Source organism: Paenibacillus xinjiangensis, from assembly GCF_059686975.1.
Map to the genome: position 1 here is coordinate 32,906 of NZ_JCAALS010000027.1, position 23,990 is coordinate 56,895.

The 23,990-nt window shown below is 51.2% G+C and carries 23 protein-coding genes; 3 read left to right on the top strand and 20 right to left on the bottom strand.

Annotation, left to right across the window (positions count from 1 at the left end; genetic code table 11):
* Window positions 1–36 precede the first annotated feature (36 nt).
* Entirely contained in the window at window positions 37–1,506 is a 1,470-nt protein-coding gene (locus AC6ESP_RS23015) for a DUF2515 domain-containing protein (RefSeq protein WP_497099079.1), read from the bottom strand.
* Window positions 1,507–1,637: 131 nt separating this feature from the next.
* Between AC6ESP_RS23015 and AC6ESP_RS23020 the strand changes: the two genes are divergently transcribed.
* Entirely contained in the window at window positions 1,638–2,333 is a 696-nt protein-coding gene (locus tag AC6ESP_RS23020) for an SOS response-associated peptidase (protein WP_497099080.1), read from the top strand.
* 270 nt (window positions 2,334–2,603) lie between these two features.
* On the opposite strand, the gene AC6ESP_RS23025 is transcribed toward AC6ESP_RS23020, so the two are convergent.
* From AC6ESP_RS23025 to AC6ESP_RS23050, 6 genes are all read right to left on the bottom strand, one after another.
* Window positions 2,604–2,891 carry a stage VI sporulation protein F gene (locus AC6ESP_RS23025; protein WP_497099081.1) on the bottom strand — a complete coding sequence of 96 codons (288 nt, stop codon included), beginning with the start codon at window positions 2,889–2,891 and terminating at the stop codon, window positions 2,604–2,606.
* 74 nt (window positions 2,892–2,965) lie between these two features.
* Window positions 2,966–5,017 (bottom strand): ATP-dependent DNA helicase RecG, encoded by a 2,052-nt coding sequence (gene recG, locus AC6ESP_RS23030; RefSeq protein ID WP_497099082.1) that lies wholly within the window; start codon window positions 5,015–5,017, stop codon window positions 2,966–2,968.
* Between the two features lie 11 nt (window positions 5,018–5,028).
* On the bottom strand, window positions 5,029–5,883 hold the full coding sequence (locus AC6ESP_RS23035) for a DegV family protein (RefSeq protein ID WP_497099083.1): 855 nt from the start codon (window positions 5,881–5,883) through the stop codon (window positions 5,029–5,031).
* 35 nt (window positions 5,884–5,918) lie between these two features.
* On the bottom strand, window positions 5,919–7,709 hold the full coding sequence (locus AC6ESP_RS23040; RefSeq protein WP_497099084.1) for a DAK2 domain-containing protein: 1,791 nt from the start codon (window positions 7,707–7,709) through the stop codon (window positions 5,919–5,921).
* A gap of 18 nt (window positions 7,710–7,727) precedes the next feature.
* On the bottom strand, window positions 7,728–8,087 hold the full coding sequence (locus AC6ESP_RS23045; protein ID WP_497099085.1) for an Asp23/Gls24 family envelope stress response protein: 360 nt from the start codon (window positions 8,085–8,087) through the stop codon (window positions 7,728–7,730).
* A gap of 103 nt (window positions 8,088–8,190) precedes the next feature.
* Window positions 8,191–8,388, bottom strand: a complete 198-nt coding sequence (locus AC6ESP_RS23050) for a hypothetical protein (RefSeq protein ID WP_497099086.1) — start codon at window positions 8,386–8,388, stop codon at window positions 8,191–8,193.
* Window positions 8,389–8,516: 128 nt separating this feature from the next.
* Between AC6ESP_RS23050 and rpmB the strand changes: the two genes are divergently transcribed.
* The gene (rpmB, locus tag AC6ESP_RS23055; protein ID WP_497099087.1) at window positions 8,517–8,705 is read left to right on the top strand and encodes a 50S ribosomal protein L28; all 189 of its coding nucleotides are present in this window, start codon (window positions 8,517–8,519) and stop codon (window positions 8,703–8,705) included.
* Window positions 8,706–8,802: 97 nt separating this feature from the next.
* On the opposite strand, the gene spoVM is transcribed toward rpmB, so the two are convergent.
* The 12 genes from spoVM to coaBC form a co-directional block, all read right to left on the bottom strand.
* Window positions 8,803–8,883, bottom strand: a complete 81-nt coding sequence (gene spoVM / locus AC6ESP_RS23060) for a stage V sporulation protein SpoVM (protein WP_010345573.1) — start codon at window positions 8,881–8,883, stop codon at window positions 8,803–8,805.
* 298 nt (window positions 8,884–9,181) lie between these two features.
* Window positions 9,182–9,469, bottom strand: coding sequence for a hypothetical protein (locus AC6ESP_RS23065; protein WP_497099089.1), 288 nt, complete (start codon window positions 9,467–9,469; stop codon window positions 9,182–9,184).
* Window positions 9,470–9,473: 4 nt separating this feature from the next.
* Window positions 9,474–10,118: a ribulose-phosphate 3-epimerase gene (rpe, locus tag AC6ESP_RS23070; RefSeq protein WP_497099090.1), complete on the bottom strand. Its 645-nt coding sequence runs from the start codon at window positions 10,116–10,118 to the stop codon at window positions 9,474–9,476.
* Between the two features lie 5 nt (window positions 10,119–10,123).
* Window positions 10,124–11,047, bottom strand: coding sequence for a ribosome small subunit-dependent GTPase A (gene rsgA / locus AC6ESP_RS23075; protein WP_497099091.1), 924 nt, complete (start codon window positions 11,045–11,047; stop codon window positions 10,124–10,126).
* Window positions 11,037–13,163 (bottom strand): Stk1 family PASTA domain-containing Ser/Thr kinase, encoded by a 2,127-nt coding sequence (gene pknB, locus AC6ESP_RS23080; RefSeq protein WP_497099092.1) that lies wholly within the window; start codon window positions 13,161–13,163, stop codon window positions 11,037–11,039. Before pknB ends, rsgA begins: the two co-directional genes overlap by 11 nt.
* A complete protein-coding gene (locus AC6ESP_RS23085; RefSeq protein ID WP_497099093.1) occupies window positions 13,160–13,930 on the bottom strand; it encodes a Stp1/IreP family PP2C-type Ser/Thr phosphatase in 771 nt (256 codons plus the stop codon). The genes pknB and AC6ESP_RS23085 overlap by 4 nt, the downstream gene beginning before the upstream one ends.
* Before the next feature lie 6 nt (window positions 13,931–13,936).
* Entirely contained in the window at window positions 13,937–14,983 is a 1,047-nt protein-coding gene (rlmN, locus tag AC6ESP_RS23090; RefSeq protein WP_497099094.1) for a dual-specificity RNA methyltransferase RlmN, read from the bottom strand.
* A gap of 99 nt (window positions 14,984–15,082) precedes the next feature.
* Window positions 15,083–16,609 carry a 16S rRNA (cytosine(967)-C(5))-methyltransferase RsmB gene (rsmB, locus tag AC6ESP_RS23095; RefSeq protein WP_497099095.1) on the bottom strand — a complete coding sequence of 509 codons (1,527 nt, stop codon included), beginning with the start codon at window positions 16,607–16,609 and terminating at the stop codon, window positions 15,083–15,085.
* Window positions 16,606–17,556, bottom strand: a complete 951-nt coding sequence (fmt, locus tag AC6ESP_RS23100) for a methionyl-tRNA formyltransferase (RefSeq protein ID WP_497099096.1) — start codon at window positions 17,554–17,556, stop codon at window positions 16,606–16,608. The genes rsmB and fmt overlap by 4 nt, the downstream gene beginning before the upstream one ends.
* Before the next feature lie 4 nt (window positions 17,557–17,560).
* Window positions 17,561–18,046 carry a peptide deformylase gene (gene def / locus AC6ESP_RS23105; protein WP_497099097.1) on the bottom strand — a complete coding sequence of 162 codons (486 nt, stop codon included), beginning with the start codon at window positions 18,044–18,046 and terminating at the stop codon, window positions 17,561–17,563.
* A gap of 33 nt (window positions 18,047–18,079) precedes the next feature.
* Window positions 18,080–20,575 carry a primosomal protein N' gene (gene priA, locus AC6ESP_RS23110; RefSeq protein WP_497099098.1) on the bottom strand — a complete coding sequence of 832 codons (2,496 nt, stop codon included), beginning with the start codon at window positions 20,573–20,575 and terminating at the stop codon, window positions 18,080–18,082.
* Window positions 20,572–21,786, bottom strand: a complete 1,215-nt coding sequence (coaBC, locus tag AC6ESP_RS23115; RefSeq protein WP_497099099.1) for a bifunctional phosphopantothenoylcysteine decarboxylase/phosphopantothenate--cysteine ligase CoaBC — start codon at window positions 21,784–21,786, stop codon at window positions 20,572–20,574. The genes priA and coaBC overlap by 4 nt, the downstream gene beginning before the upstream one ends.
* 207 nt (window positions 21,787–21,993) lie before the next feature.
* Between coaBC and AC6ESP_RS23120 the strand changes: the two genes are divergently transcribed.
* A complete protein-coding gene (locus AC6ESP_RS23120; RefSeq protein ID WP_497099100.1) occupies window positions 21,994–22,914 on the top strand; it encodes a J domain-containing protein in 921 nt (306 codons plus the stop codon).
* A 392-nt stretch (window positions 22,915–23,306) separates the two neighbouring features.
* On the opposite strand, the gene AC6ESP_RS23125 is transcribed toward AC6ESP_RS23120, so the two are convergent.
* The gene (locus AC6ESP_RS23125; RefSeq protein WP_497099101.1) at window positions 23,307–23,837 is read right to left on the bottom strand and encodes a hypothetical protein; all 531 of its coding nucleotides are present in this window, start codon (window positions 23,835–23,837) and stop codon (window positions 23,307–23,309) included.
* Window positions 23,838–23,990 lie beyond the last annotated feature (153 nt).

A 23,990-nucleotide genomic window follows, 5' to 3' on the forward strand; every position in this document is an offset into this window, starting at 1 on the left:
AGTATACTCCCGTCCAGCAGGCTTGGTCAATCCCCTTTATTCCTCACGCTTAAGCTGCTGGGCTGCCAATACCGCAAGCTCAATCTTGTTGAGCAGCAGGCCGTACTCATTCGTCATTTCAAAAGAATGCGGAAGCGGCAGCTTCCGGAAGTACGAAGCGATATCGGCCGCCTTATGATACCAGTCTCCAGGCTCAGGCGGCGTGACCTCGCGATCTGGCCATGCCGCGCCAAGCTCAGGACTATAGAGCGGCGCTGCCCCTGGCGATAGCTGTCCACCACTAAGCCTTTCCTTGTATATCGCCTTCGGCAGCTCACGCCGGATACGCGCGAACAGCTGCGGTGCATAATCCGCTCGAGACCCGCTATGACGCACCATGCTGGCGAAGGCGAGCGCACCCTCGCGAATACGCGGGACCCCGAACACCACCGCGTACAGCCGCTTGCCGAACTCAATCCGCTCAGGCAAGCTCTCGAAGCGCTCCAGTACAAGCCCAGCAAGCCGAAGCTCCTGATGATCATTGTTTCCATAGGGAAACACAACTGCATTGAGCTGCAGCAGCGATTGCATACCGAAGAACAACGTATGCAGCACCTTTTCGCTGAAAAACTTATTTTTCACAATCCTTCGTTCAATATAATGCTGTTCATTCACAATCAATGCTATCGTTAGAGGCACAGAATCACGACGCAGCCAGAACTGCTGCCACACGGGCAGCATGAACCGTGATACGCCGAAGGCCGGCAGCAAATGAAACAAAGGACGCCCTTCTCTGAGGCTCGCTTCATAGAGCAGAAGCTGTGGATAGGCATCTTGAAAAATTAGCGAATTAGCACGCTCTAGAAATTGAAATACGACCTCACGCTTGTCGCCAGACAGCAAATGCGGCAGCCACTCCCCCTGCAGATCGGTCATATTCCAGCCGCCATTCCGTGATACAAGATGAGCGAGCATCGCCCAATGCAGCTCCTCTCGGCGAGTATAGACGAGCCGATAGGCCTCCGTGCGAGTGACATTATTGCGATTGAGCCTTGCTGTCTGCGCGCGAATCTCTTCGACAATTGCAAGCTCAATTCCGCTCCAGCCCGCTGCTGCGGAGCTAAGCCCACTGCCTAGAAGCATCCCACCGTTAATACACTCTTCTGCTCCGGCTGTCGATTCTCCTAGTGGCAGCGCCGCCTCAACTTCATGCTCAGTCACATCCTTGGTCTTAGCACTACCAACCATAGGCTTCATCGAGCCTTCGCCCCATGTCCCCTTCACAAGCTCTTGTGTATCTGCCTTACCCTTCTTCGCCTGCTTTTCCAGCATGGACCACGCAGCCATGAGCTCAGCGGCAGCCTCGGAGTGCAGCTTCAAAGGCAAGGCCTCGGCAGCCATCTTCTGCGAATCAGTCAACCCATGCCACTTGCCAATCGCATAGGAGAGCGCTGCGCCTGGCATCTGAATGAGCCTTCTCAGCCACTCGATAGCTCCATCTCCGCGAGACCTTCTATTTCGCTCCAAGCGCACTCGCCCTCCTTCCTACCCATACTTTTATGAATCCAGTATTTGCTCGCCGCCCCCTAGTTCATGCATAATAAGACTAATGAATACCACGGCTGCACCTAAGAGGCAGCGAGAAAGGTGGGACTGCCATGTGCGGGAGATATACGATTACGGTGTCCTTAGAAGAATTGATGATACGCTACCTAATTGGCGATACGAAGGTGCCCTACCATCGGCCCAAATATAATGTAGCACCTGGTCAGCAGGTCATGTCCATTATCAATGACGGCACTGAGAACCGGCTTGGCGAGCTCCAGTGGGGACTCATCCCTCCTTGGTCAGACAGTCCGAAGGCAGGCTACCGAATGCTGAATGCCCGCTCAGAGACAGCAGCCTCCAAGCCAGCATTCCAAGCTCCGCTGCGCCGCAAGCGCTGCCTCATTCCAGCAGACGGCTTCTATGAATGGAAGAAGAGCGACAGCGGCAAGCAGCCGATGCGTATCGTGCTCAATAACCGATCCCTCTTCAGCATGGCTGGACTGTACGAGACTTGGATAGCTCCGGATGGTACGAGAATCAACAGCTGCACCATTCTAACGACAACGCCCAATGAGCTGATGGAACCTATTCATGATCGGATGCCCGTCATTCTCCGCCGCGATGATGAGCCGCTATGGCTGGATCGCAGCATTCAAGACCCGCATGCTGTGGAGCATCTGCTTCGTCCCTATGCTGCATCAGAGCTTGAAGCGTATGCCGTTGCGCCGGAGGTCGGCAATGTCCGCCATGATGAGCCAAGCTGCATCGAGCCCATTGTGCCAGAAGAACAGCTTGGCTTGTGGTAATGCTCATACCGAGCTATCCAATATAGTTGAGCGGCGCGTGAACCTGTTAATTTACGACCACTTGCTTAGTTAAAGGCCTCTCAGGCCTTTAACTCCTCTTTCACACCACATTGTCGTCACTTAAGAGCCTCCCAGTCCTTTAACCCCCGACTAATCATACATCCAAATTCCAAATCAATAAGCGATGGTCGTCCCTAGGCTTCTAGCCTAAGCTATTATGGAAGCACCACAGAAGCGCATTCAGACAAAAAAAAGGCTGACCAATAAAGGTCAGCGGAACATGCCCCAGAGCTTAAGTAAATGGAACGTATTGTTGGGATCTATTTTTTGTCCCACAATAAAGGCAATGATCTGTTCCTCCTGCGTATCTGTTAGCTGCTCCTGTAGAATAACAGCGGCAGATTTCACAAGCTTCTTCACCTTCACACGGTCCTGCAGATCATATTTCGTGACATTCCCGAGCAGCAGACGGATCCGGTCCTTCACGACCGGATTTTTTAATTTGATCTTCACGCGTTCGACCAATTGCGGCCGAATGCCGTACTTTTGGTAACTCACTAGCTAAGACACCTCCATCCGGCATTCCAACATTATCATCGTTAAACTATATGCCGGAGTTGCGAAGATGTTGCTTAGTCTAGCTGTTCCCCTTGAAAAATTTGATCTTTTTGAAGGACAGCCCTCACCCGGGCATAGGATGGGCTGCTCCAGAAATCAGGCTCCGCCGTGAGGTCAGCCGCATCGTCGCGGGCGGTTTCCAGCACCTCATAGTCGGCAGCCATATCGGCAATCCGGAACTCCGGCAGCCCGCTCTGCTTCGTGCCGAAGAAATCTCCCGGCCCCCGCAGCTCCAGATCGCGCCGTGACACCTCGAACCCATCATCTGTCTCTGCCATAACCTTCATTCGCTCACGGCCGGTCTCCGACTTCGGATCGGCGACGAGCACACAGAACGATTGATGCGCGCCCCGTCCGACCCGTCCGCGCAGCTGATGCAGCTGCGACAGGCCGAAGCGCTCCGCATCCATTATAATCATTAACGTCGCATTCGGTACGTCTACACCTACCTCTACGACCGTTGTCGCCACAAGCACATGCGTTTCATTCGCGCCGAAATCACGCATTACCTCATCCTTCTCTGAGGAGGATAGACGCCCGTGCAGCAGCCCAATCTTCAGATCAGGGAATGCTTGCTGCATCTGAACATACAGATCAATAGCATTCTGCACATCGATCTTCTCCGATTCTTCAATAAGCGGACAAATGATGTAGGCTTGACGCCCTTCACTCACTTCCCGGCGGATGAACCCGAGCACACGCTCCATAAGCTCATGCTTCACCCAGTAGGTCTTGATCGGCTTCCTTCCATGCGGACGCTCCCGGATCGTCGACACATCCATGTCTCCGAATGCTGTAATGGCAAGCGTTCGCGGGATTGGCGTTGCAGTCATCGTCAGCACATCCGGATTCATTCCCTTGCGGCGGAGAATACTGCGCTGATTCACCCCGAAGCGATGCTGCTCATCCGTTACGACAAGTCCCAGACTACGGAAGAATACATCATCCTGGATAAGCGCATGCGTGCCTACCAGAATATCGATCATCCCCATTTGCAGACCAGCCAGCAGGTCCCGCCGCTTTCTCTCACTCACGCTGCCCGTCAGAAGACCGACCTCAATGCCGGTATCCCCGAACAGCTTCTGAAGTGACCGGATATGCTGCTCCGCCAATATTTCAGTAGGCACCATGAGCGCACCCTGATGACCGGCCTTCACTGCACAATAGAGCGCAATAGCCGCGACGACCGTTTTACCAGAGCCTACATCACCCTGCAGGAGCCGATTCATCGCAGCTGGCTGCCGCATATCGCCCATTATTTCATTAACGACCTTCTTCTGACCATCCGTCAGCTCGAATGGCAGCGTCGCCGCGAATTGACGGATGGTTTCCCCATTAACCTGATGGATCAGACCATCGCCACGCTTGCGATTGAGAGCGCGATAAGCCTGCAGCTTAAGCTGGAAGAGGAATAGCTCCTCATACACCATTCGCCGCCTAGCCTCCTGCCCTTCACGGATATCTCCGGGCAGATGAATACGGTTGACCGCGTCCCGGCGCGGCATAAGGCGATGACGCTCAACCAGTACATGCGGCAGCACCTCTTCGATCATACCGCCATACTGCGTAAGGGCCTGACGAATTGTTTTGCGCATCCATGGCTGTGTGATGCCCCCGCCTACAGAGTAGACAGGCTGCAGCGTACCTGACTTCGCTGCGCCAGCTCCATCCGGAAATTCCGAATCAGACACTGTCAGTTGAAGCCGTCCCTGCTCCCATTTGCCAGTCAGCACGATCTCTCGCCCTAGTGACAGCTGATCCTTGAGAAAATGACGATTGAACCATACCGCTGTAACGAGCAGATGCTCGATCTCGACCTTGCAGGTTAGCCGCGACTTGCTTTTCCCGTAATGCTGCAGCACGGGGAGGCCGCGAATCGTCCCCTGCACCGTAACCTTCTCGCCATCCTTCACATCCGACAGCTCACGAATTCGATAATCCTCATAACGAAACGGAAAATAATCCAGCAAATCAGCGACGGTCTGAACGCCAAAGGCGTGAAGCTCTTGTTCCTTAGGAGCGCTCACGCCTTTGATTTGCCGGACAGAAATTTGCTCCAGCGTCATAATAATCTACCTCACACTCTATACATGAACACAGCGGATGTGCCAGGACCTACATGCGTCCCGATAACAGCGCCGATTGTCGTATAATCAACCGATTGAACATTGAATCTGCTCTTGATAAGCTCGTACAGCTCCATGGCCGTTTCATTGCCATGCGTCCATGCAATCGTAATCGCTACCGGATCATTGCCATACCTCTGCTCCAGCAGATCCGCGATGCGCTGCATCGCTTTCTTGGTACCGCGAACTTTATCTACAGAATAAACGGAGCCTTCCTTCTCCAAGGAGAGGATCGGCTTAATGTTGAGGATAGAACCAATCAGAGCCGAGGCTTTGCCAATACGGCCGCCTTTTTGCAAGAACTCCAGCGTATCGACCAAGAAATATAGGCCCGTCTCGTTCTCTAATCGTTCAATCTCCGCCAATATCGCTTCCTTCGATTCTCCTGCTAGTGCCATTCTAGCTGCCGTTACTACACGCGTACCGAAGCCATAGGAAGCCGACTTCGAGTCTATGACTGTAATATCCGCCTCTTGCTCCAGCATAGAGGAGCCAATGACAGCCGACTGGTAGGTACCGCTAAGAATGGATGCCAAATGTAGAGAAATAATGGTCGCACCCGGGTCCTCTTGTAAAATTCGCTCATAGGCTTCTGTGAATTCAGATGGTGTAGGCTGTGAAGTTGTAGGCATCGCAGATGCTGCCGCCAGCTTCTCATAGAACTGTTCAGAGTCGATCGTAACTGCATCCAGAAACGTCTCTTCACCAAACAGCACCCTCAGCGGAACCATCTCAATGCCAAGCTCTTTCCTCAGCTCTGCAGGAATATCTGCTGTGCTGTCCGTTAATATACGAATTTTACCCATAACGATCAACCCCTCAATCATCCTATGATTTCCGCTTACTCTACCCCGAACAGATAAGGATAGAGCGGCTGTCCGCCTTCCAATACTTCCATCTCTACATCTGGATATTGAGCTTCCACCCAGGCTATCAATGCATCTGTATCGTCATCAAGCGCATCTTCCCCGGCAAATACAGTCAGCAGGTCTCCGCCTGCTTCCATCAACTGTGCAAGAAGCAGCTGACAGGTCTTTTGCAGCTCTGGGGCCGATGCGACGATCGCCTTCTCTTTAATTCCAATATAATCACCTTCGCGAATATCCACACCATCAATGGAGGTGTTGCGAACGGCCATAGTCACTTGTCCAGACAATACTTGCGCGGCTGCATTGTTCATCCATGCGCTATTACGTTCCACTGATTCCTCTTCCTTGAAGGCAAGAAGAGCTGCAAGCCCTTGAGGGATCGTCTTCGTCGGAATAACCGTAACATGGCGCTCACTCAGCTCCGCTGCTTGCTCCGCTGCGAGAATAATGTTGCCGTTGTTCGGCAGGATATAGATATGCTCAGCAGGCAGTGATTCAATCGCCTTGACGAAATCCTCCGTGCTCGGATTCATGGTTTGTCCACCGGATAGGACAATATCGACCTCATTGCCTAGAAAAATATTGCTAATTCCTTCTCCTAGTGCCACTGTAATAATACCGAATGGAGCCCACTCATATACTTGTCCGGGTGGAACAGCCTGTGCGGCTGGTCCAGCCAATAGCTCAGCTGATGAAATATCGCCAGACAATGCGTATTCCGCAACCGGAGCGAAGGGCTCTGCAGCTTCATGCTCAAGCAAGTCGCGATGCTGCTCACGCATATTCAGAATATGCAGGTCCGTCAGCTCGCCATGCGGGAGAGCCAAGTTCAGTACATCCCCTGGCTTACGTGAATGGACATGAACTTTAATAATATCCTCTTCAACAATAACAAGAATGGAATCTCCATCCTTCTCCAGCGCTTTCTTGAAAGCGTATTCATCGAAAAACGCCGGAGCTTTGCCGCTTAACTTGCGATTTATAAAGAATTCCATATCATATAAATATTCAATGGCCTCTGTAGAAAGCCTCGATTGTGCAGACGAAGGCGATAATAGCCTAGGCTCAACAACCGGCTGTGCAGTAGCCACTTCCTCTGGCGCAGCTGCTTCCGAATGGAAGGCAAGCGTCTCTTGAATAGTTCCGCTCTCAGACAGACTGCGAACGAAGCCCTCATAGATCAGCACAAGTCCTTGGCCACCCGAATCTACGACACCAACCTGCTTCAATATCGGAAGAAGATCTGGCGTTCGCTGCAATGCTTCATGCGCTTTGGCATGAACCTCGCTCATCAGCTCGACTACATCAGTCGTTCTGCGGGCGTACTGCACAGCATGCTTCGCAGCCTCCTTGGCTACCGTAAGAATAGTTCCCTCTACGGGCTTCACAACGGCTTTGTAGGCCATATCAACGCCCTGTTGGAATGCAGCCGCGATCTGCACGGTGCCTGCCTCCTCAGATTGAGCAAGAGCTTTAGAAAACCCGCGGAAAAGCTGTGATAGAATAACGCCAGAGTTCCCTCTCGCTCCCATCAATAAGCCTTTGGACAGAGCTTCAGCTGCTTTACCCAAATGGGCAGACGGCTTGCTTCGCAGCTCACGAACTCCGGAAACAATCGTCAGATTCATGTTCGTCCCCGTATCTCCGTCTGGCACAGGAAATACATTTAATGCATTCACTCGGTCTACATTTCGTTGTAAATATTCCGCACCGAGTAGTGCCATGGCGGTAAAATCAGATCCGTTAATGGAGCGTTTACTCAACGAAAATTCCCCTTCCTGCTACATAGATACCCTAACATCTTGAACAAATATATGGACTTGTTCCACTTGAAGACCGATCACGTCGTTAAGCACATACTTTACTTTGGTTTGAATATTATGAGCTACCTCCGAAATTTTCGTTCCGTAGCTTACAATAATATGCAGATCGATGTGGAGCCTTTCATTTACTTGGCGAACTTCGACGCCTCTTGACAGGTTTTCTCTGCCGAGCAGCTCGGCTATGCCATCTTTCAGCTGTTTGCGGGAAGCCATACCAACGAGTCCATAACAATCAATGGCCGCATTACCTGCTATTACCGCAATGCACTCATTGGTTACGAATATTTTGCCGAATTCGGTGCTTAGCTGTAGTGGCATATGAAATGCACTCCTTTACCGTATGTATTATGGACTTATGTATCATTGTACTATAAACAGCTTCTATATAGAAGGGCACGCATGAAATCCATGACATTTATCATTACCCGGCAGCAGGTTCTTCCATATCCCTGATCTTCATTTTCTGCCCGGAATCCTTACTTTTAAGTTGCTGATACACAACAATTGTGATACGATGTTCAAGTATGTTTATGTGCAGGCTGTCTAAGGCTTTATCCGTCTTAGAAGTGGTTTTGCTAATGCAAACCATAGCTCTTGCCCACGATGCGGTTTTGCTCATGCGAAAATTTACAGCTTATGCTATCCATGTACTCCACTTGCGCCTTTGGCACAACGTAAGTACAAGCTTGCCAAGCAGCATTTTTTGCTTCGCAAACTGCTCATGCAAAACCTTAAGGAGGTGTACTCATGTCCCGCAAATGTTTTCTTACAGGAAAAAGTCCTGGTACAGGTAATAACGTTTCCCATGCGAATAACAAAAACCGTCGTTCTTGGGGAGTAAACGTGCAAAAGGTCCGCATCATGGTTGATGGTAAACCTAAACGCGTTTATGTCAGCGCACGTGCCCTTAAATCCGGCAAAGTGACTCGCGTATAATCAATCGCATCCCAATGCGGTAGACAAAAAGCACCTGACTCTCAGGTGCTTTTTTTTGCGCACATACCACGATCAATCGAAGGCGGCTGTATCGGACCTAATTTTTTTGGAAGGTATTCAGTATTGCCTTTACGAATCCGCCCAGAAATTTCGGCAGCTTGATCGTGTAAAATTTCATGCCCATCCCTCCTCAGACACGCTCATCGACAGTAAAGTAAACCATTTTTTTCAACTGCCACTTCTTCACCCTCATTCAAGCTTGTTCCTCCACCCAGCCATTAACAGAACTGCGAAGCCACGAGATCCGCGAGAACCGTACATGGTAAAAGATAAGCAGTCGCTGCATAAGCTAGAACCACGAACCATAGACTGTCTTATCCACAAAAAAAGATGGCAACACGAACCTTCGTTCATGTAACCATCCTATGCGGCGCACGGCCGTCCTATTCCATTGCATGATGCTGCCAGCATGATCATTAAGACGCTGGAAGTCCCTGCGGATATTGCTGCATAACTGTATATGCCACGATAATAATGGCAACCAAGAAAAACACTAAGAGGGAGCATACGATAAAGGCTATTCGAGGTCCCCACGTTTCGAAGCGTTTGAAGAATCGTATTATTAAATACAAGGCAAGTAACGAAAAAACATAACGAACAATCGATTCAATCTGTACGAACACCGACAGAAGCGTACCAATCAGAATAGAGTATAATGCGATCCACAGCACGGTTTTCCACTTACTGTTATCGTATTCCTCCATCGCTCTACCTAAGTGCCGCTATAGCTGCCGCGCGGTCCTGTTCTGCGAATATCGCATTGCCTGCGACAAGGACATTAGCGCCAGCTTCCACAACAAGCTTCGCCGTTTCGCTGTTAATGCCTCCATCCACTTGAACGTGAACGCCTTCAAGTCCTTGAGCCTGCAGCATTGCACGCAGCTGGCGCAGCTTCTCGAGCGATTGCTTAATGAACGATTGACCGCCAAAGCCCGGATTCACCGTCATAATAAGAACAAGATCCAGATCACCAAGGATCGGCTCAAGTACGCTTACCGGTGTTGCCGGATTAAGCGCCACCCCAGCTGGCAGACCAAGCTCCTTGATCTGATGAATCGTACGGTGCAAATGCACACTAGCTTCAGCATGAACCGTAATTCGATCCGCTCCTGCAGCTGCATAAGCTGGAATCGACAGCTCAGGCTGTTCAATCATCAGATGAACATCGAACGGCAGCTTCGTTGCTGAGCGAACCGCTGCAATAACAGGAGGTCCAAAGGTAAGGTTCGGTACAAAATGTCCATCCATAACGTCTACATGAATCCAGTCTGCGCCTGCTTTCTCCGCTGCTCGAATCTCATCTCCAAGCCGGGAAAAATCAGCTGACAGAATAGAGGGTGCAATGATTGCCATATCGATTAGTACCTCCGCTTCTTATCTTTCATTTCTGCTAAAAACTGCATGTAATTCTGATGGCGGCTCTCCGCAATCGTCCCATTCTCTAATGCTTTACGCACTGCGCAATCCGGCTCATGCACATGCGTGCAGCCTCGGAACTTGCAATCCGGTGCCAGTTCGCGCATTTCACGGAAGCAATAGCCGAGATCCTCAATGCCAAGCTCTTGGAAATCCAGCTGACTGAAGCCTGGCGTATCTGCCACATACCCGCCGCCAATCTCAATGAGCTCCACATGCCTAGTCGTATGCTTGCCCCGGCCAAGCCGATTACTAATCGCGTTCGTCTCCAGCTTAAGGCCAGGAACAATCGCATTGAGCAGTGAGGATTTCCCTACACCCGACTGTCCTGCAAATACCGACAGATGTCCTTTCAAGCGCTCATGAAGGCTGTCAATGCCTTCTCCACGCTGAGAGCTGGTTCCATATACTTCATAGCCAATGGCCGAGTATATCCGTTTGACAGCTGCGGCCGACGCCGCCGCCTCTTCCTTATCGGGCCCATCGATCTCTAGATCCTGCTTGCTTAAGCAAAGTACGGCTTCGATCCCCGTGTGCTCGATATGAACGAGGAACTTGTCCAGTAGCAATAAATTCAAGGAAGGCTCCGTCACAGAGAATACAAGAATCGCCAGGTCTATGTTGGATACAGGAGGCCGAATGAGCTCGGAGGAACGGGGCAATATTTCTTCCACCGTTCCCTCGCCGTTCTCCGTTAAGCTGTATAGCACATTGTCACCAACGAGCGGATTAATGCCCTTGTTCTTGAAGACGCCACGGCCTCGGCATTGAACCGTTGCCTGCACCTGCGCTTCATTGTCTGGCAGCACATAATAGTAGCCGCTTAGCGCCTTTACGATCGTACCCTTTAAATGACTACTGCTCATCTTGTGGCTCGCTTTCCTCGTCAGTATTATCGCCTTCTTGGGCCTCACCTTGAGCAGGCTCTTCGATTGGCGGTGGTGTTGGCGTTGGCGTTGCTTCCTGGCCAGGCACCGTCACGGTTGACGGGCCTTCTGCGGCCTTATCATATTCAATCGTCTCAAGGGTAACGAATTGACCATCACGATACACAGTTATCTTCGCTGCCGTATCTGGAGCAATAGTGACTTTGACAGGGAACGTCTGTGTATCTGTAATCTGACGTCTATCCCATTCCTTGTCATTGCCTGTTGCGTCCGAATATACGATTCGAATCTCACTCGTCTTGCCAGCCTCAGCAGGAGAGATGACGACGTTAAACGTATGCTCTCTTGCATCCTTGGGTGGTCCAGAGCTTACTCTTATTGATATTTCCGACCCCATTGGCACCAAGTCGCTTGGCTTGTATTGGTCTTGAGCAATAACCAGCCCATTCGCCATCTCATAGCTTGGCTCGTACATAATATCCTCATCTGCCAGCTTCAGCCCATTAGCATTAACAATATCCTTCGCTTCAGCAATCGTCTTCCCGATCAGATTCGGCATAGGAATTGTCTCACGGCCTTTGCTGACCATGAATGTGAACTGCGCAGTCGCAGGATCGAATTCTTCATTAGCTGCCGGCGTTTGATTCACAATCGTCCCGGCCTCTTCATCGCTGAATACTTCCTGAGTTTTAATCTGCTCCTTGACATCAACGCCAAGTGCAGCCAGCTCATCTTGTGCAGATTGAAGCGTGCTTCCCCGATAATCTTTCATTAACGAAAGCTCTGCGCCTTTACTTACGGATAAGTGAACGTATTTGCCTTGCTTCACCCGCATATTAATCTGACTCTGGTCGTAGACCTCACCCACAGGAATATCGCTTCGGAACTCGCGGGTAACGGGCTCTTCTACATTAAGGCCAAACTCCTCTAACTTCAGACGCGCTTTATCCTCCTGTAAGCCGACAACATAAGGCACGTCCACTTCCGGCACATCAAGCTTACCAAGAACAGAAATAAATCCCCATATAATCAATGCCAGCACGACCAAGGTAATAGCGACAATTGTCGTAGGGCGTTTCCAGCCTTTTGGTTTCGAAGTTATGTCTTTCTCTGTACGTTCCGCATCCTTGTGATTCGAACTAGCTGCTGCGTCCAAGCGCTCACTCTTCACACCGCTTGCTGACGCAGATGGTTTGAAGTCGCGTATCGCAGGCATAACACGAGTCTCATCTAAGTCGTTGCTCGTTATAAAAGCAGCCTTGGGCTCGTTCAGTCGCTCTGACTTCAGACAAGTATCCAGATCCTGAAGCATTTCACGCGCGGAGCTGTAACGTTCACCCGGATTTTTGCGCATAGCTCGCAGTATGACATTCTCAACGCTCTGCGGAATATGTGGATTAACGGCTCTCGGTTCCTCGAATTCCTCTTGCAAATGCTTCAATGCTACGCTAATCGGGCTCTCACCCATGAATGGCAGCTTGCCAGTTAACATTTGATATAAGACGATGCCAAGTGAATATAAATCTGATTTCTCTCCGGTACTTACACCCTTCGCATGCTCAGGCGAGAAATAATGCACGGAGCCAATGACAGAGCCTGTCTGTGTAATGGTGGAGGAAGTAACTGCACGGGCAATCCCGAAGTCCGTTACCTTCACCCTTCCGTTCTTGCCTATCAGAATGTTGTGCGGTTTAATATCACGATGAATGATATGATTCTGATGGGCATGATCAAGCGCATCACAAATCTGCATGGCGACCCGCACCGCTTCATCTGCCTGCAGCGGTGCACGCTCCTGAATGACTTCATTAAGATTATTGCCTTCAATATATTCCATTACGATGTAATGCGTATCTTCTTCCTGCCCTACATCGTACACACTGACAACATTGGGATGCGATAACGAAGCAGCAGATTGCGCTTCACGCCTGAAACGGCGTATAAACTCTTCATCATGAACGAATTGCTGACGCAGCACCTTCACCGCGACATTGCGGTTAAGCAATATATCATGTGCTTTGTACACGAGCGCCATTCCGCCGCCGCCGATTCGGGTCAAGATTTCATAGCGTCCGCCTAAATCGTGTCCGATCATCCGTTCTCACCCCCTGGGTTCGTGCCGCCTGCCTCTTGGAGCAGCACGACAGTAATATTGTCGTCCCCTCCCGCATGCAGCGCTAGTTGAATGAGGCGTTCTGCTTTCTCATCAAGCTCCAGACCTTCCTCATGGATCGTCTGCAGCAGCTGTTCATCGGTGATCATATTCGTTAACCCATCACTGCATAGCAGCAGCACATCATTAGGAGACAAGACTGCGGTCTGAATATCTACCTCTACTTGCGCATCCGTACCGACAGCACGTGTAAGCACATTCCGGCGGGGATGGTGAGCAGCTTCCTCTACACTGATCTGTCCTGATTTCACCAGCTCATTGACGAGTGTATGATCCATCGTAAGCTGCAAGATCCGATCCGCTGTTACGAGATAAGCACGGCTGTCTCCGATATGCCCAATGATGACGTTCTGTTCCTTATACAAGGCAGCGACAATCGTCGTGCCCATGTTGTAATACTGCTCGTTGCGGGAAGCCATGTCGAATACGACATCATTCGCTCTAATGATTGCTTGGCGAATGAGCATCTTCCCCTCCTGCACAGTCAGCTCTTCCTTGGATGCACTGTGCTCCAGCATGTCGCGGAACGCATTGACTGCAAGCTGACTAGCTACATCGCCTGCTTGATGGCCTCCCATGCCGTCGGCAACGATACCAAGCACAGTGCCATTATTCAATGTGCTTACCCAAGCACGGTCTTCATTGATCTGACGAATACGTCCGATATCACTTCGGCTTGCCGTAATCAACCGTCATCACCTCGTCGTGGACTCCATATGTTTCGCTCGCAGCTGGCCGCATGCAGCAGCGATGTCATGCCCTTGCTCTCTGCGAATCGTTACACTTATTTTATTCCGGTCAAGGATACGTTGGAACTCAAAAATATCTTCCCGAGGCGTCCGAACATAATTCCGCTCAGGTACATGGTTAACAGGAATCAGGTTGACGTGACACAGCATTCCCTTCAGAACCTCTGCAAGCTCCTGCGCATGCTCAGGACGATCGTTCACGCCTCCGATTAGTGCGTATTCGAACGTCACACGGCGGCCAGTCTTCGCAATATAATACTTGGTTGCTTCCATTACGTCTACGAACGGGAAGCGGCGGTTAACCGGCATCAGCTTCGATCTCAGTGCATCGTTAGGCGCATGAATGGATAGAGCCAGATTAATCTGTGTATTCTCATCTGCGAATTTATACATGCTTGGCACAATTCCGCTTGTCGACACGGTAATATGGCGCTGACCAATATTTAGACCCTTCTCGTGAATCATAATGCGCAAGAAATTCATCGTTGCATCATAATTCTCGAATGGCTCGCCTGAGCCCATGATTACGATACTTGATACGCGTTCACCTGTTGCATCCAGTACCTGCTGAGCAGTAACAACCTGCGCGACAATCTCGCCCGCTGTCAGGTTCCGTTTCAGTCCGCCTAGTGTTGATGCACAGAATGTACAGCCAATACGGCAGCCAACCTGAGTTGTTACACAAATGCTGTTGCCATAGTTGTGACGCATAATTACCGTTTCAATCGCATGGTTGTCATGAAGCCCGAATAGAAACTTCACCGTACCATCCTTCGACTCAAACTTCGTAATCTCGGTTAAAGTTACGAATTGGAAGTTATCTTCCAGCTTCTGGCGCATCGCTTTGGACAAGTTCGACATATCTTCGAAGCTCTTCACACGCTTCACATACAGCCAGTCGAACAATTGGCCTGCGCGAAACACCGGCTCATCATTCTCCTGCATCCATTCTTGAAGCTGCTCGAGCGTATAATCATAAATAATCGGTTTCATTTTTATCACACCTGACTCATTATTAGCGCGGCAGCAAGTAACTCTGCTGCCGCTGATGATTTATTTTACCACAAACGCCCATGCTCAGCCACAAACAGCCTATTGACGCTTGCGTAAACGGGCAATATAGAAGCCGTCGCTGTCAAAATGCTGAGGGAGCAGCTGAGCTTGTCCGTCGAATGTATCGTCGATCGCACCAACCCTGCGAAGCTGCTCCAATACCGCTTGCGGCCAATCAGCATCAAGCTCGAATTCCGGATGCTCCGATAGAAACGCAGCAACCTGATCCTCATTCTCTGCGTGTTCAATCGTGCAAGTGCTATATACAAGCACACCGCCTGGCTTAACCAAGCCGCATACCGCTTGCAGCAGCCTGCGCTGAATGCCTGCAATCTCACTCACATCACCAGCTGTCTTCGTCCATTTGATCTCAGGCTTGCGGCGGATAACACCGAAGCCGGAGCATGGCGCGTCGAGCAGGACGGCATCCATGGATGCCGGTGCGAATCTGTCCATCAGATTGCCAGCATCTTCTGTATTGGTCTCTATATTAGCAAGACCCAATCGCTCCGCTTGCGCTTCAATGAGCGGACGCTTATGGGCATGAAGATCATTGGCCCACACTTTGCCCTTGCCGCCCATCAGCTCGGCTAGATGCGTCGTCTTACCCCCAGGTGCTGCACAGCAATCGAGCACCTGCATACCCGGCAGTGGCGCAACGACCTCTGCAACGAGCATCGAGCTCTCATCCTGAACCGTCCACAGCCCTTCGCGGAAGCCTTCCGTGTCAGCAAGATTGCCGCCACGCTGAACAACGATGCCCGCAGGAGCAATGTCCGATAATTCAGCAGCGTAATCGTGAGAGATGAGCTGCTGCAAGGCCTGCTCACGGGTGGAGCGCAGCGGGTTAATCCGTACGCTAGCATGTGGAGCGCTGTTCCCTGCTTCACAGATCGCTTCGGCTGTCTGCTCACCATAGCTGTCAACCCATCGTTTCACAAGCCATTCGGGATAGGAATGCCGAAGAGCGATTCTTACGACTGGGTTCTTGTCCTGAATAGCTTCTATCGTTAGCTCCGCACGATTCCGGTCTATGCTGCGAAGAATGCCGTTAACCATCCCTGAGATACCTTGATGGCCACGTCTCTTGGCTATCGTTACTGCCTCATTAACCGCAGCATGGGCAGGAATCCGGTCCAAATAGAGCAGCTGATAAGCACTCATCCGCAGCAGCTGGTGAACCCATGGCTCAAGCTTCTTCAAGCCTTTGGAGGCGAACCTGCTCAGCCAATGATCGAGCGTAAGCTGCCGCTGAATCGTTCCGTACACAAGCTCCGTTACAAGTCCAGCATCTGCTCGCTGCAGCTGTGCCTCTTGAAGGGCGCGATTGAGCTGCAGATTGCTGTATGCTCCGGTCTCTGCTACTTTCACTAGCGTATCAAGCGCCAGCTCCCTGGGGGTACGCGGAGCGCGTCCCTGACGAGCTCCATTGTTGTTCCCGTTCTTACGGGACTGCTGTCCGCCAGATCCACCAGCAGCAGTTGGCTTGTTAGACTGCTTGCTGCCGCTGCCTTGACCTGTCGCTGCTGGTTTCGATTGCTGCTTCTGCAGATCTCTATCCGTCATGACTGTCCTCCGCCGAACACAGTGCCCTCAGATAGCTTGGAGCCCTTCAGCCAATCAGCAACAGTCATAACCCGCTTGCCTGCCGGCTGAATATCAAGAATGCGCAGAGCGCCCTCGCCAGTCTGTACTTCAATGCCTTTGTCCGTTGCTGCAAGAACGGTTCCTGGAGCCACAGCACTTCTGCCTGCGGAGCCATCTGGCTTCTCGCACGCCCACACCTTGAACACTTCATCATTCAGTAAAGTAAAGGCGCCTGCCATTGGCGATAGTCCGCGAACCTGATTGTAGATCTGCAGCGCTGATTTACTCCAATCAATCCGTTCGTCTTCGCGGGAAAGATTAGGTGCATAAGTGGCCAGCTCGTCCTGTTGAGGAACAGCCTCAATCTCTCCAGCGATAAGAGCAGGCAGCGTTCGTCCGAGCAGCTCGGAGCCCGCGATGCTCAGTTTCTCGAATAGGGTACCTGATGTATCCTCATCCGTAATCGGTACTTCCACTCGGCTAATCATATCGCCTGTGTCCAAGCCCTCTGCCATATACATGATCGTAACGCCCGTCACCTTCTCGCCATTGATAATGGCACGCTGTATCGGAGCTCCGCCGCGATACTTCGGCAGAAGCGAGCCGTGTACGTTAATACAGCCAAGCGGTGCCAGCTCCAGCACAGCCTTAGGCAGAATTTGTCCATATGCAGCTGTTACGATCAGATCCGGCTTCAGCTCAGCTACTGCAGCAATGGCTTCACTGCTGCGCATCCGCTCAGGCTGAATGACCGGAAGTCCGAAGGAAAGCGCCGCTTCCTTAACAGGAGGCGGCGTAAGGGTCCGCTTGCGGCCCTTCGGACGATCCGGCTGGCTCACAACGGCAACAACATTATAGCCCTGCTCCAGCAGAAGCCGGAGCGAAGAGACTGCGAACTCAGGTGTTCCCATAAATACAATGCGCATGGCTTTATTCGCCGCCTTTTTTGGAGCGTTCCGAGATATCATAGACGCTTTCGGCCAAATCCGTGAACAGAATGCCATTCAGGTGATCAACCTCATGCTGGAAAGCGCGCGCGAGGAAGCCTGTCGCTTCAACCGAGAACGGTGTGCCTTCTGCCGTCAGGCCATTCACAACGATTCGCTCTGCCCGAAGCACATCTCCGTTCAGGTTCGGGATGCTAAGGCAGCCTTCTGGACCAAGCTGTTCGCCTTCCTCTTCCACGATGACCGGATTCACCATCTCGATCAAGCCGCTCTCATCGCCAATATCAACAACAATAACCCTCTTCGATATGCCAATCTGTGGAGCTGCGAGACCTACTCCATCAGCATCATACATCGTCTCCGCCATATCTTTAAGCAGCTTCTGCAGGTTAGAGTTAAATTTAGTTACCTCTTTAGCAGGCTCCCGCAATACGGGATCTGGATCTTTTACAATTATACGAATAGCCATTGCCGTTCCCTTCCTTTACATACAAGATCTAATTTATAAAATAACTTGCGGATCTACATCGATACTGAACAGCACCTGCTTCTGCGGAGGCCCTTCGGTAAAAGGTACGAGCGCTTGGCGAAGCAGCAGCGGTACGTCGATGTTTCCACGATATTTTATCACACATTGAAAACGGTAGCGATCTTTCATTCTTGAAATAGGCGATGCAACCGGTCCAAGCACGTCAAGCGCCCTTGGCAAACCTCCATCTAGCGGGCCTAATACACCTTCTGCCGCAGCCAGTTCTCTTAGCCGCAATGCGAACTTCTCCCCAACAGAGGATAGCAGCGGGAGCTGCTCATGCGACATCGTAACGAGCACCAGTCTGCAGAAAGGCGGATATCCCATCACCCCTCTATGCTTCAGTTCTTCCCGAACAAAAGCCGCATAATCATGATGCTGTGCCGTAACCACCGCATAATGCTCTGGCGAATAGGTCTGTACAACAACCTCTCCCGGCAAATGATGTCTGCCCGCCCTTCCGGCCACTTGAGTCAATAGCTGGAAGGTGCGCTCGCCTGCCCGGAAGTCCGGCAGGTTCAGCGAGGTATCGGCTGCGATGACGCCGACAAGGGTAACAAAGGGGAAATCCAGTCCCTTCGCTACCATCTGGGTACCGAGCAGCACATCGGCCTGACGGTCGCCGAACTGCTTGAGCAGCTTCTCATGCGAGTTCTTCTCGGTCGTCGTATCGACATCCATCCGAATGACGCGGATTCCCGGGAACAGCTTCGCCAGCTCCTCCTCAACCCGCTGCGTTCCAGTACCGAAGTAGCGGATATGCTCACTAGCGCAGGAAGGGCATTCCTTCGGAGCCAGCTCTGCGTGGCCGCAATAGTGGCAGCGCAGTGCACGCGATTTCTGATGATAGGTGAGCGAGATATCGCAGTGCGGACAAGCTGCTGTATACCCGCAGGAGCGGCACATGACGAATGTCGAATAGCCTCTCCGATTGAGCAGGAGCACCGACTGCTCGCCGCGCTCCAGCCTCTCGGCAAGCGCCGCGTGCAGCCTGCGGCTGAACATCGATCGATTGCCCTCCAGCAGCTCGATTCGCATATCAATAACAGCAACCGGCGGCAGCGGACGGCCGCCGACCCGATGCGGCATCGGCAGGAGCGAGGACTCCCTTCCCGGCGCAGGAGGCCGGCTAGCCGCAGCGAACGACTCCAGCGAAGGTGTCGCCGAGCCTAATACAACGGCTGCGCCGTGAAGCCTTGCACGCTTCACAGCTACATCACGAGCGTGATACTTCGGACTCTCTTCCTGCTTATAGGAAGACTCATGCTCTTCATCAATAATAATGAGCCCGATCCGTTCGAATGGAGCGAATATCGCTGACCTTGCCCCGATCGCCACCTGAACCTGGCGACGGCGGATTTTGCGCCACTCATCATAGCGCTCGCCATTGGACAGCCGGCTATGCAGCACAGCGACGGCGTCACCGAAGCGGCCTTTGAATCTTTCGACCATTTGCGGGGTCAATGAAATCTCGGGCACCAGCACTATCGCTTGCTTGCCTTGCTCTAGACAATGCTGAATCGACTGCAAATAGACCTCGGTTTTGCCGCTGCCCGTCACACCATGCAGCAGCATCGCTTGTGATTCTCCTCTGCTTACCGTCGCCGCAATCCGTTCATAGACACCCTGCTGCTCTTCCGTCAGCGGCAGCGGCTCCGTCCGCACGAATTCGCGCCCAGCATAAGGATCACGCTGCTGCTCGACCTCCTGCAGCAGCAGCAGCCCTTTGTCAGCAAGGGCACGCACACTTGCCGCAGAGCCTCCTGCTTCAGCGAACAGCGCTTGCTGAGCAATCGGCTTGCCATGCTCCAGCATGAACGCGAGCAGCTCACGCTGCTTTCCTGCTCGAGCAGGGAACGCATCAAGCGCTTCACGAGCTGCAGCAACATCGTCAGGCGGGAATACAGTCATCACCTTACGAACGCCATGCCGGTCTTTAATTGAGGTATGCTCGAGCAGTATGCCCTCCTCCAGCGCCTCTTTCATTGCTGCGGAATACTGTGGATAGCGCTCCAGCAGCGTATCCAGCTTAACCTGCTTCTGCTTCCCGATAAATTCGCTTAGCTCTGGGGGCAGGAGCGCCGTTAGCCCGCTTCCTGCTTCCGGACTGTCCGTATTAAGGCTAATGTTGCGTTCTGCCTTGCCTTTAAGCGCCGCAGGGATCATCGCCTGAAGAGCTGTCGTCCAGGAGCAGCAATATTTGTCGCTCATCCATCTTGCCAGCTCTACGAGATCAGGCAGCAGTGGAGGAAGGGGATCTAGCAGCTCGGACACCTTCTTGAGTCGCTTCGGATCAATAGCAGCTGTCTCGGCAAGCTCGGTGACAAAGCCCTGCAGCACGCGTCCGCCAAAGGGTACGCCGACACGGCTGCCGACCTCAATCCAGCTGGCCATCTCGGCAGGAACCTCATAATCAAACGGCCGATCCGTCTGGCGGCTCGGAACGTCGACGATGACTCTGGCTATCATTCGCCATGACCTCCGACTGCTGCCATTCGCCCTGCTGCAAGCTCAAGAATACGCCTCGCAATCTCCCTCTTGGACTGAATAGGCATCGCCTTAATCAATCCAGCTGGACCGTACAGCTGCACAATATTCGTATCACCGTTGAACCCTGCACCCTCTTGGCTAACATCATTAGCTACGATGAAATCGCAGTTCTTACGATGCAGCTTATCCATCGCATAACGCTCTACATCCTCGGTCTCTGCTGCAAAACCGATCAGCACCTGATGTGTTTTGCGCTCACCCAGCGTCTGCAGAATATCAGTCGTCTTCTCCAGCTCTAGAGTAAGGCTCTCACCGTTCTTTTTCTGCTTCCGGCTATGCTTAACCGCAGGCCGATAATCAGCAACAGCCGCTGCCTTAATAACGATATCCGACTGCTCGAATCGCTCCGTCACAGCCTCCAGCATCTGCTGTGCCGATTCAATTCGCACGACTGTCACACCCGCAGGCGGCTCCACCGTCGTTCTGCCGGCTATAACCGTTACCTCTGCGCCCATTACCTTAGCAGCTTCAGCGATAGCGAATCCCATTTTGCCCGAGGAATCATTCGTCAAATATCTTACAGGGTCTAGTCGTTCTACCGTTCCTCCAGCCGTAACAAGCACTCGCTTGCCAGACAGCTTCCCCTGCCTACTAAAGAAGGAGTGAATCGCCATGACAATGTCCTCAGGCTCAGCAAGCCTGCCTTTGGCCACGTAGCCGCAGGCGAGCTGTCCTGTACCCGGCTCAACGAACATGACGCCGCGTGAAGCGAGCAGCTCCAGATTGTGAACGACCGCGGGGTGCTCGTACATATGAACATTCATCGCTGGAGCTACTATAATAGGAGATGTCGCAGCGAGCAGCGTTGTCGTAAGCATGTCATCTGCAAGCCCTGCTGCCATCTTGCCAATGGCATTAGCTGTTGCAGGAGCGATGACGATCAGATCTGCACGATCTGCCAAGTCAATATGAGATACGACCGCAGGGTCCCTCTCATCGAACGTATCGATATGCACCGGATGACGTGATAATATTTGAAGCGTTAAGGGCGTAATGAACTTGGCAGCTGATTCTGTCATGATGACATGAACCTCAGCCCCTGCCTGGACAAGCTTGCTGCACAGCGCTGCTCCCTTATAAGCTGCGATTCCGCCAGTAATGCCTAAGATGATTATTTTACCAGTTAGCATTGGTTGTCCCCCGTTATGATGCTGTTAATCTATGTATTGACTGATTAGTCCCATACCATTCGTACTTTTTCCTATCATACCATACGATTATCTGATTTGTAGCCCAATCCGGCGCTCACAACCTGAATGATTGGAAATCTCTCAACTAAATACGTATACTAGAGAATAGGAATCTTTGCTCTCCCTAATACTAACAGAGGTGAATCCATGGACGATTTAAAACAAGCCTATAAAAGGATGGGCCTTCCGGAGAATGCTTCAAAGGAAGAACTGGACAAACGCTATACGACTCTTATGCGTCAGACAAGGTCAAGGCAGCAGCAGCCAAGCGTACAGGATCAAGGTGATCCAGCAGCTGATTTCGATGAGGTTACTCGCGCTTACCGGTTCATCCTGGAATATGAGGACCGCGTCGCAGTAGAGGAATTTAATCAAAAGGAATATGGAAAATACAAAAAAATGGCGGGTCCTGCCGCAAAGCTCGATCATTTCTGGCGGTACTATAAGCTGCATGTATTTGGCGGCATTCTAGTCTTGGCTCTCATCATTTACGGCATCAACAGCTTCATCGATCATCGCGCAGAACAAGCAAGGCTTGCAAGTCTTCCTCCCATTGATCTGTCCGTTATGTATTTCGGAGAATATTTCATAGATGACGGTCAAGGCGGCACTGGCGATAATGAGCTATTGGAAGCAGCGCTTCTCGAGCAATTCCCGGAATGGAAGCGGTTTAACCTTAATCTAACCTATGTGCCTCTCGAAACCAAGGATCAGATGGATATGGCTTCCCAGCAAAAAGCAATGATTGTTCTCGCTACTGAGAAGCCGGATGTCTATATTCTGGATACGGCTACGTTTAACTGGATCGCACCACAAGGTGTTCTAATGAGCCTTGATGATATTGCGACAGGCAAAGTGAAAGAAGCTATAGACACAGACAAAGCCTTCAAGCAGAAGACAGAGGATGATCCTACTGAGCATGTATACGGCATTGATATTTCCAAAAGCTCAATTATCGGCAAGCTCCCTGCCCTTGCGAAGAACAATTACATTGTAGGCATCCGTGTCACTTCAGAGAAAGTGGACAACGGCTTGTATTTCATCGATAAATTTTTGCAAAATGAATAGTCAATAACCCAACAAGCTCGCCCTGCAAGCAGCGCACTAAGCGTCTGCGAGCAGGGCGAGCTTTTGTCATGCTGTATCAGAAAAAAATGACCCTTCAATAAGGACTTTAATTCCTTATTCACCAAGAGAATTCAAGATGTGGGCAATGCCCGCAAGTCTTAAGGCCTTTTTTTCCTTATACGGTAATCTGCTGCCGCTGCTCCTGACATTATTGCGCTATCGCTCCAATCCCTCTACTATACAGCTCCAGACCCAACTACAAGGAAAACAGGTTCTCTAATAGAGAAATTTATGCAGCATAGCACTTCACTCGAATGAACCAATCATCCTTAAGTGACAGCTCATCCAATCCCACCGAACGCTTCTCACACAAGCTAACATACACTCTCCGCTCAGTTAAAGAAGTCTTCAATCTCATCCATGCTTTTTCGAGCTCTGTTGTTCAGTGCTTTTTTATCTCTCAGCTCGAATTGCTGCAGCTCATGACCAGGATCGAGAACGAGAGGCTTAATCATAATATTGTCCAGCAGCTGCAGCGTTTGTTGGAGATAGCTGTACAAAAGCTCCCTAGACGCCGTTTTTTTGAACATTGTGATCACGCTCAGCATCGACTCCGCATACATCAGCTTGACCAAGCTGTCTGCCCCCATAATATGCCTTGATGCAAATACCATTATATTATCCAGAATGAGAGGATTCTGATGATACTTCGCTATCGCTTCCAAGCCTACTACTGCATTCCAATTCATAATCGATAATTCTTTGCTATACTGTTCTATCATCTCGTTATACCACTGCGCTTCTGTATCTGGTGCGATCTCATAACTCTTATATTGCGCAAACACACCTTCACGGTGCATCTGAACGACACTGCCCTTATGCTGCATGAACAGCTCCTTGGCTATCTCTGTGTTGTCTTCCATGTAATCACCACGTTCATTATTTATTAGTCATGAGGCCCATACCTCATTGTGCTCCCCAGCCATTCACTAGCATCTCTCCACTTTACCTTCCTAGTGCTCTGTTCAGGCATTCATTCAACCCTCTTTATATTAGAATTGTGCAGCATCCGGAAT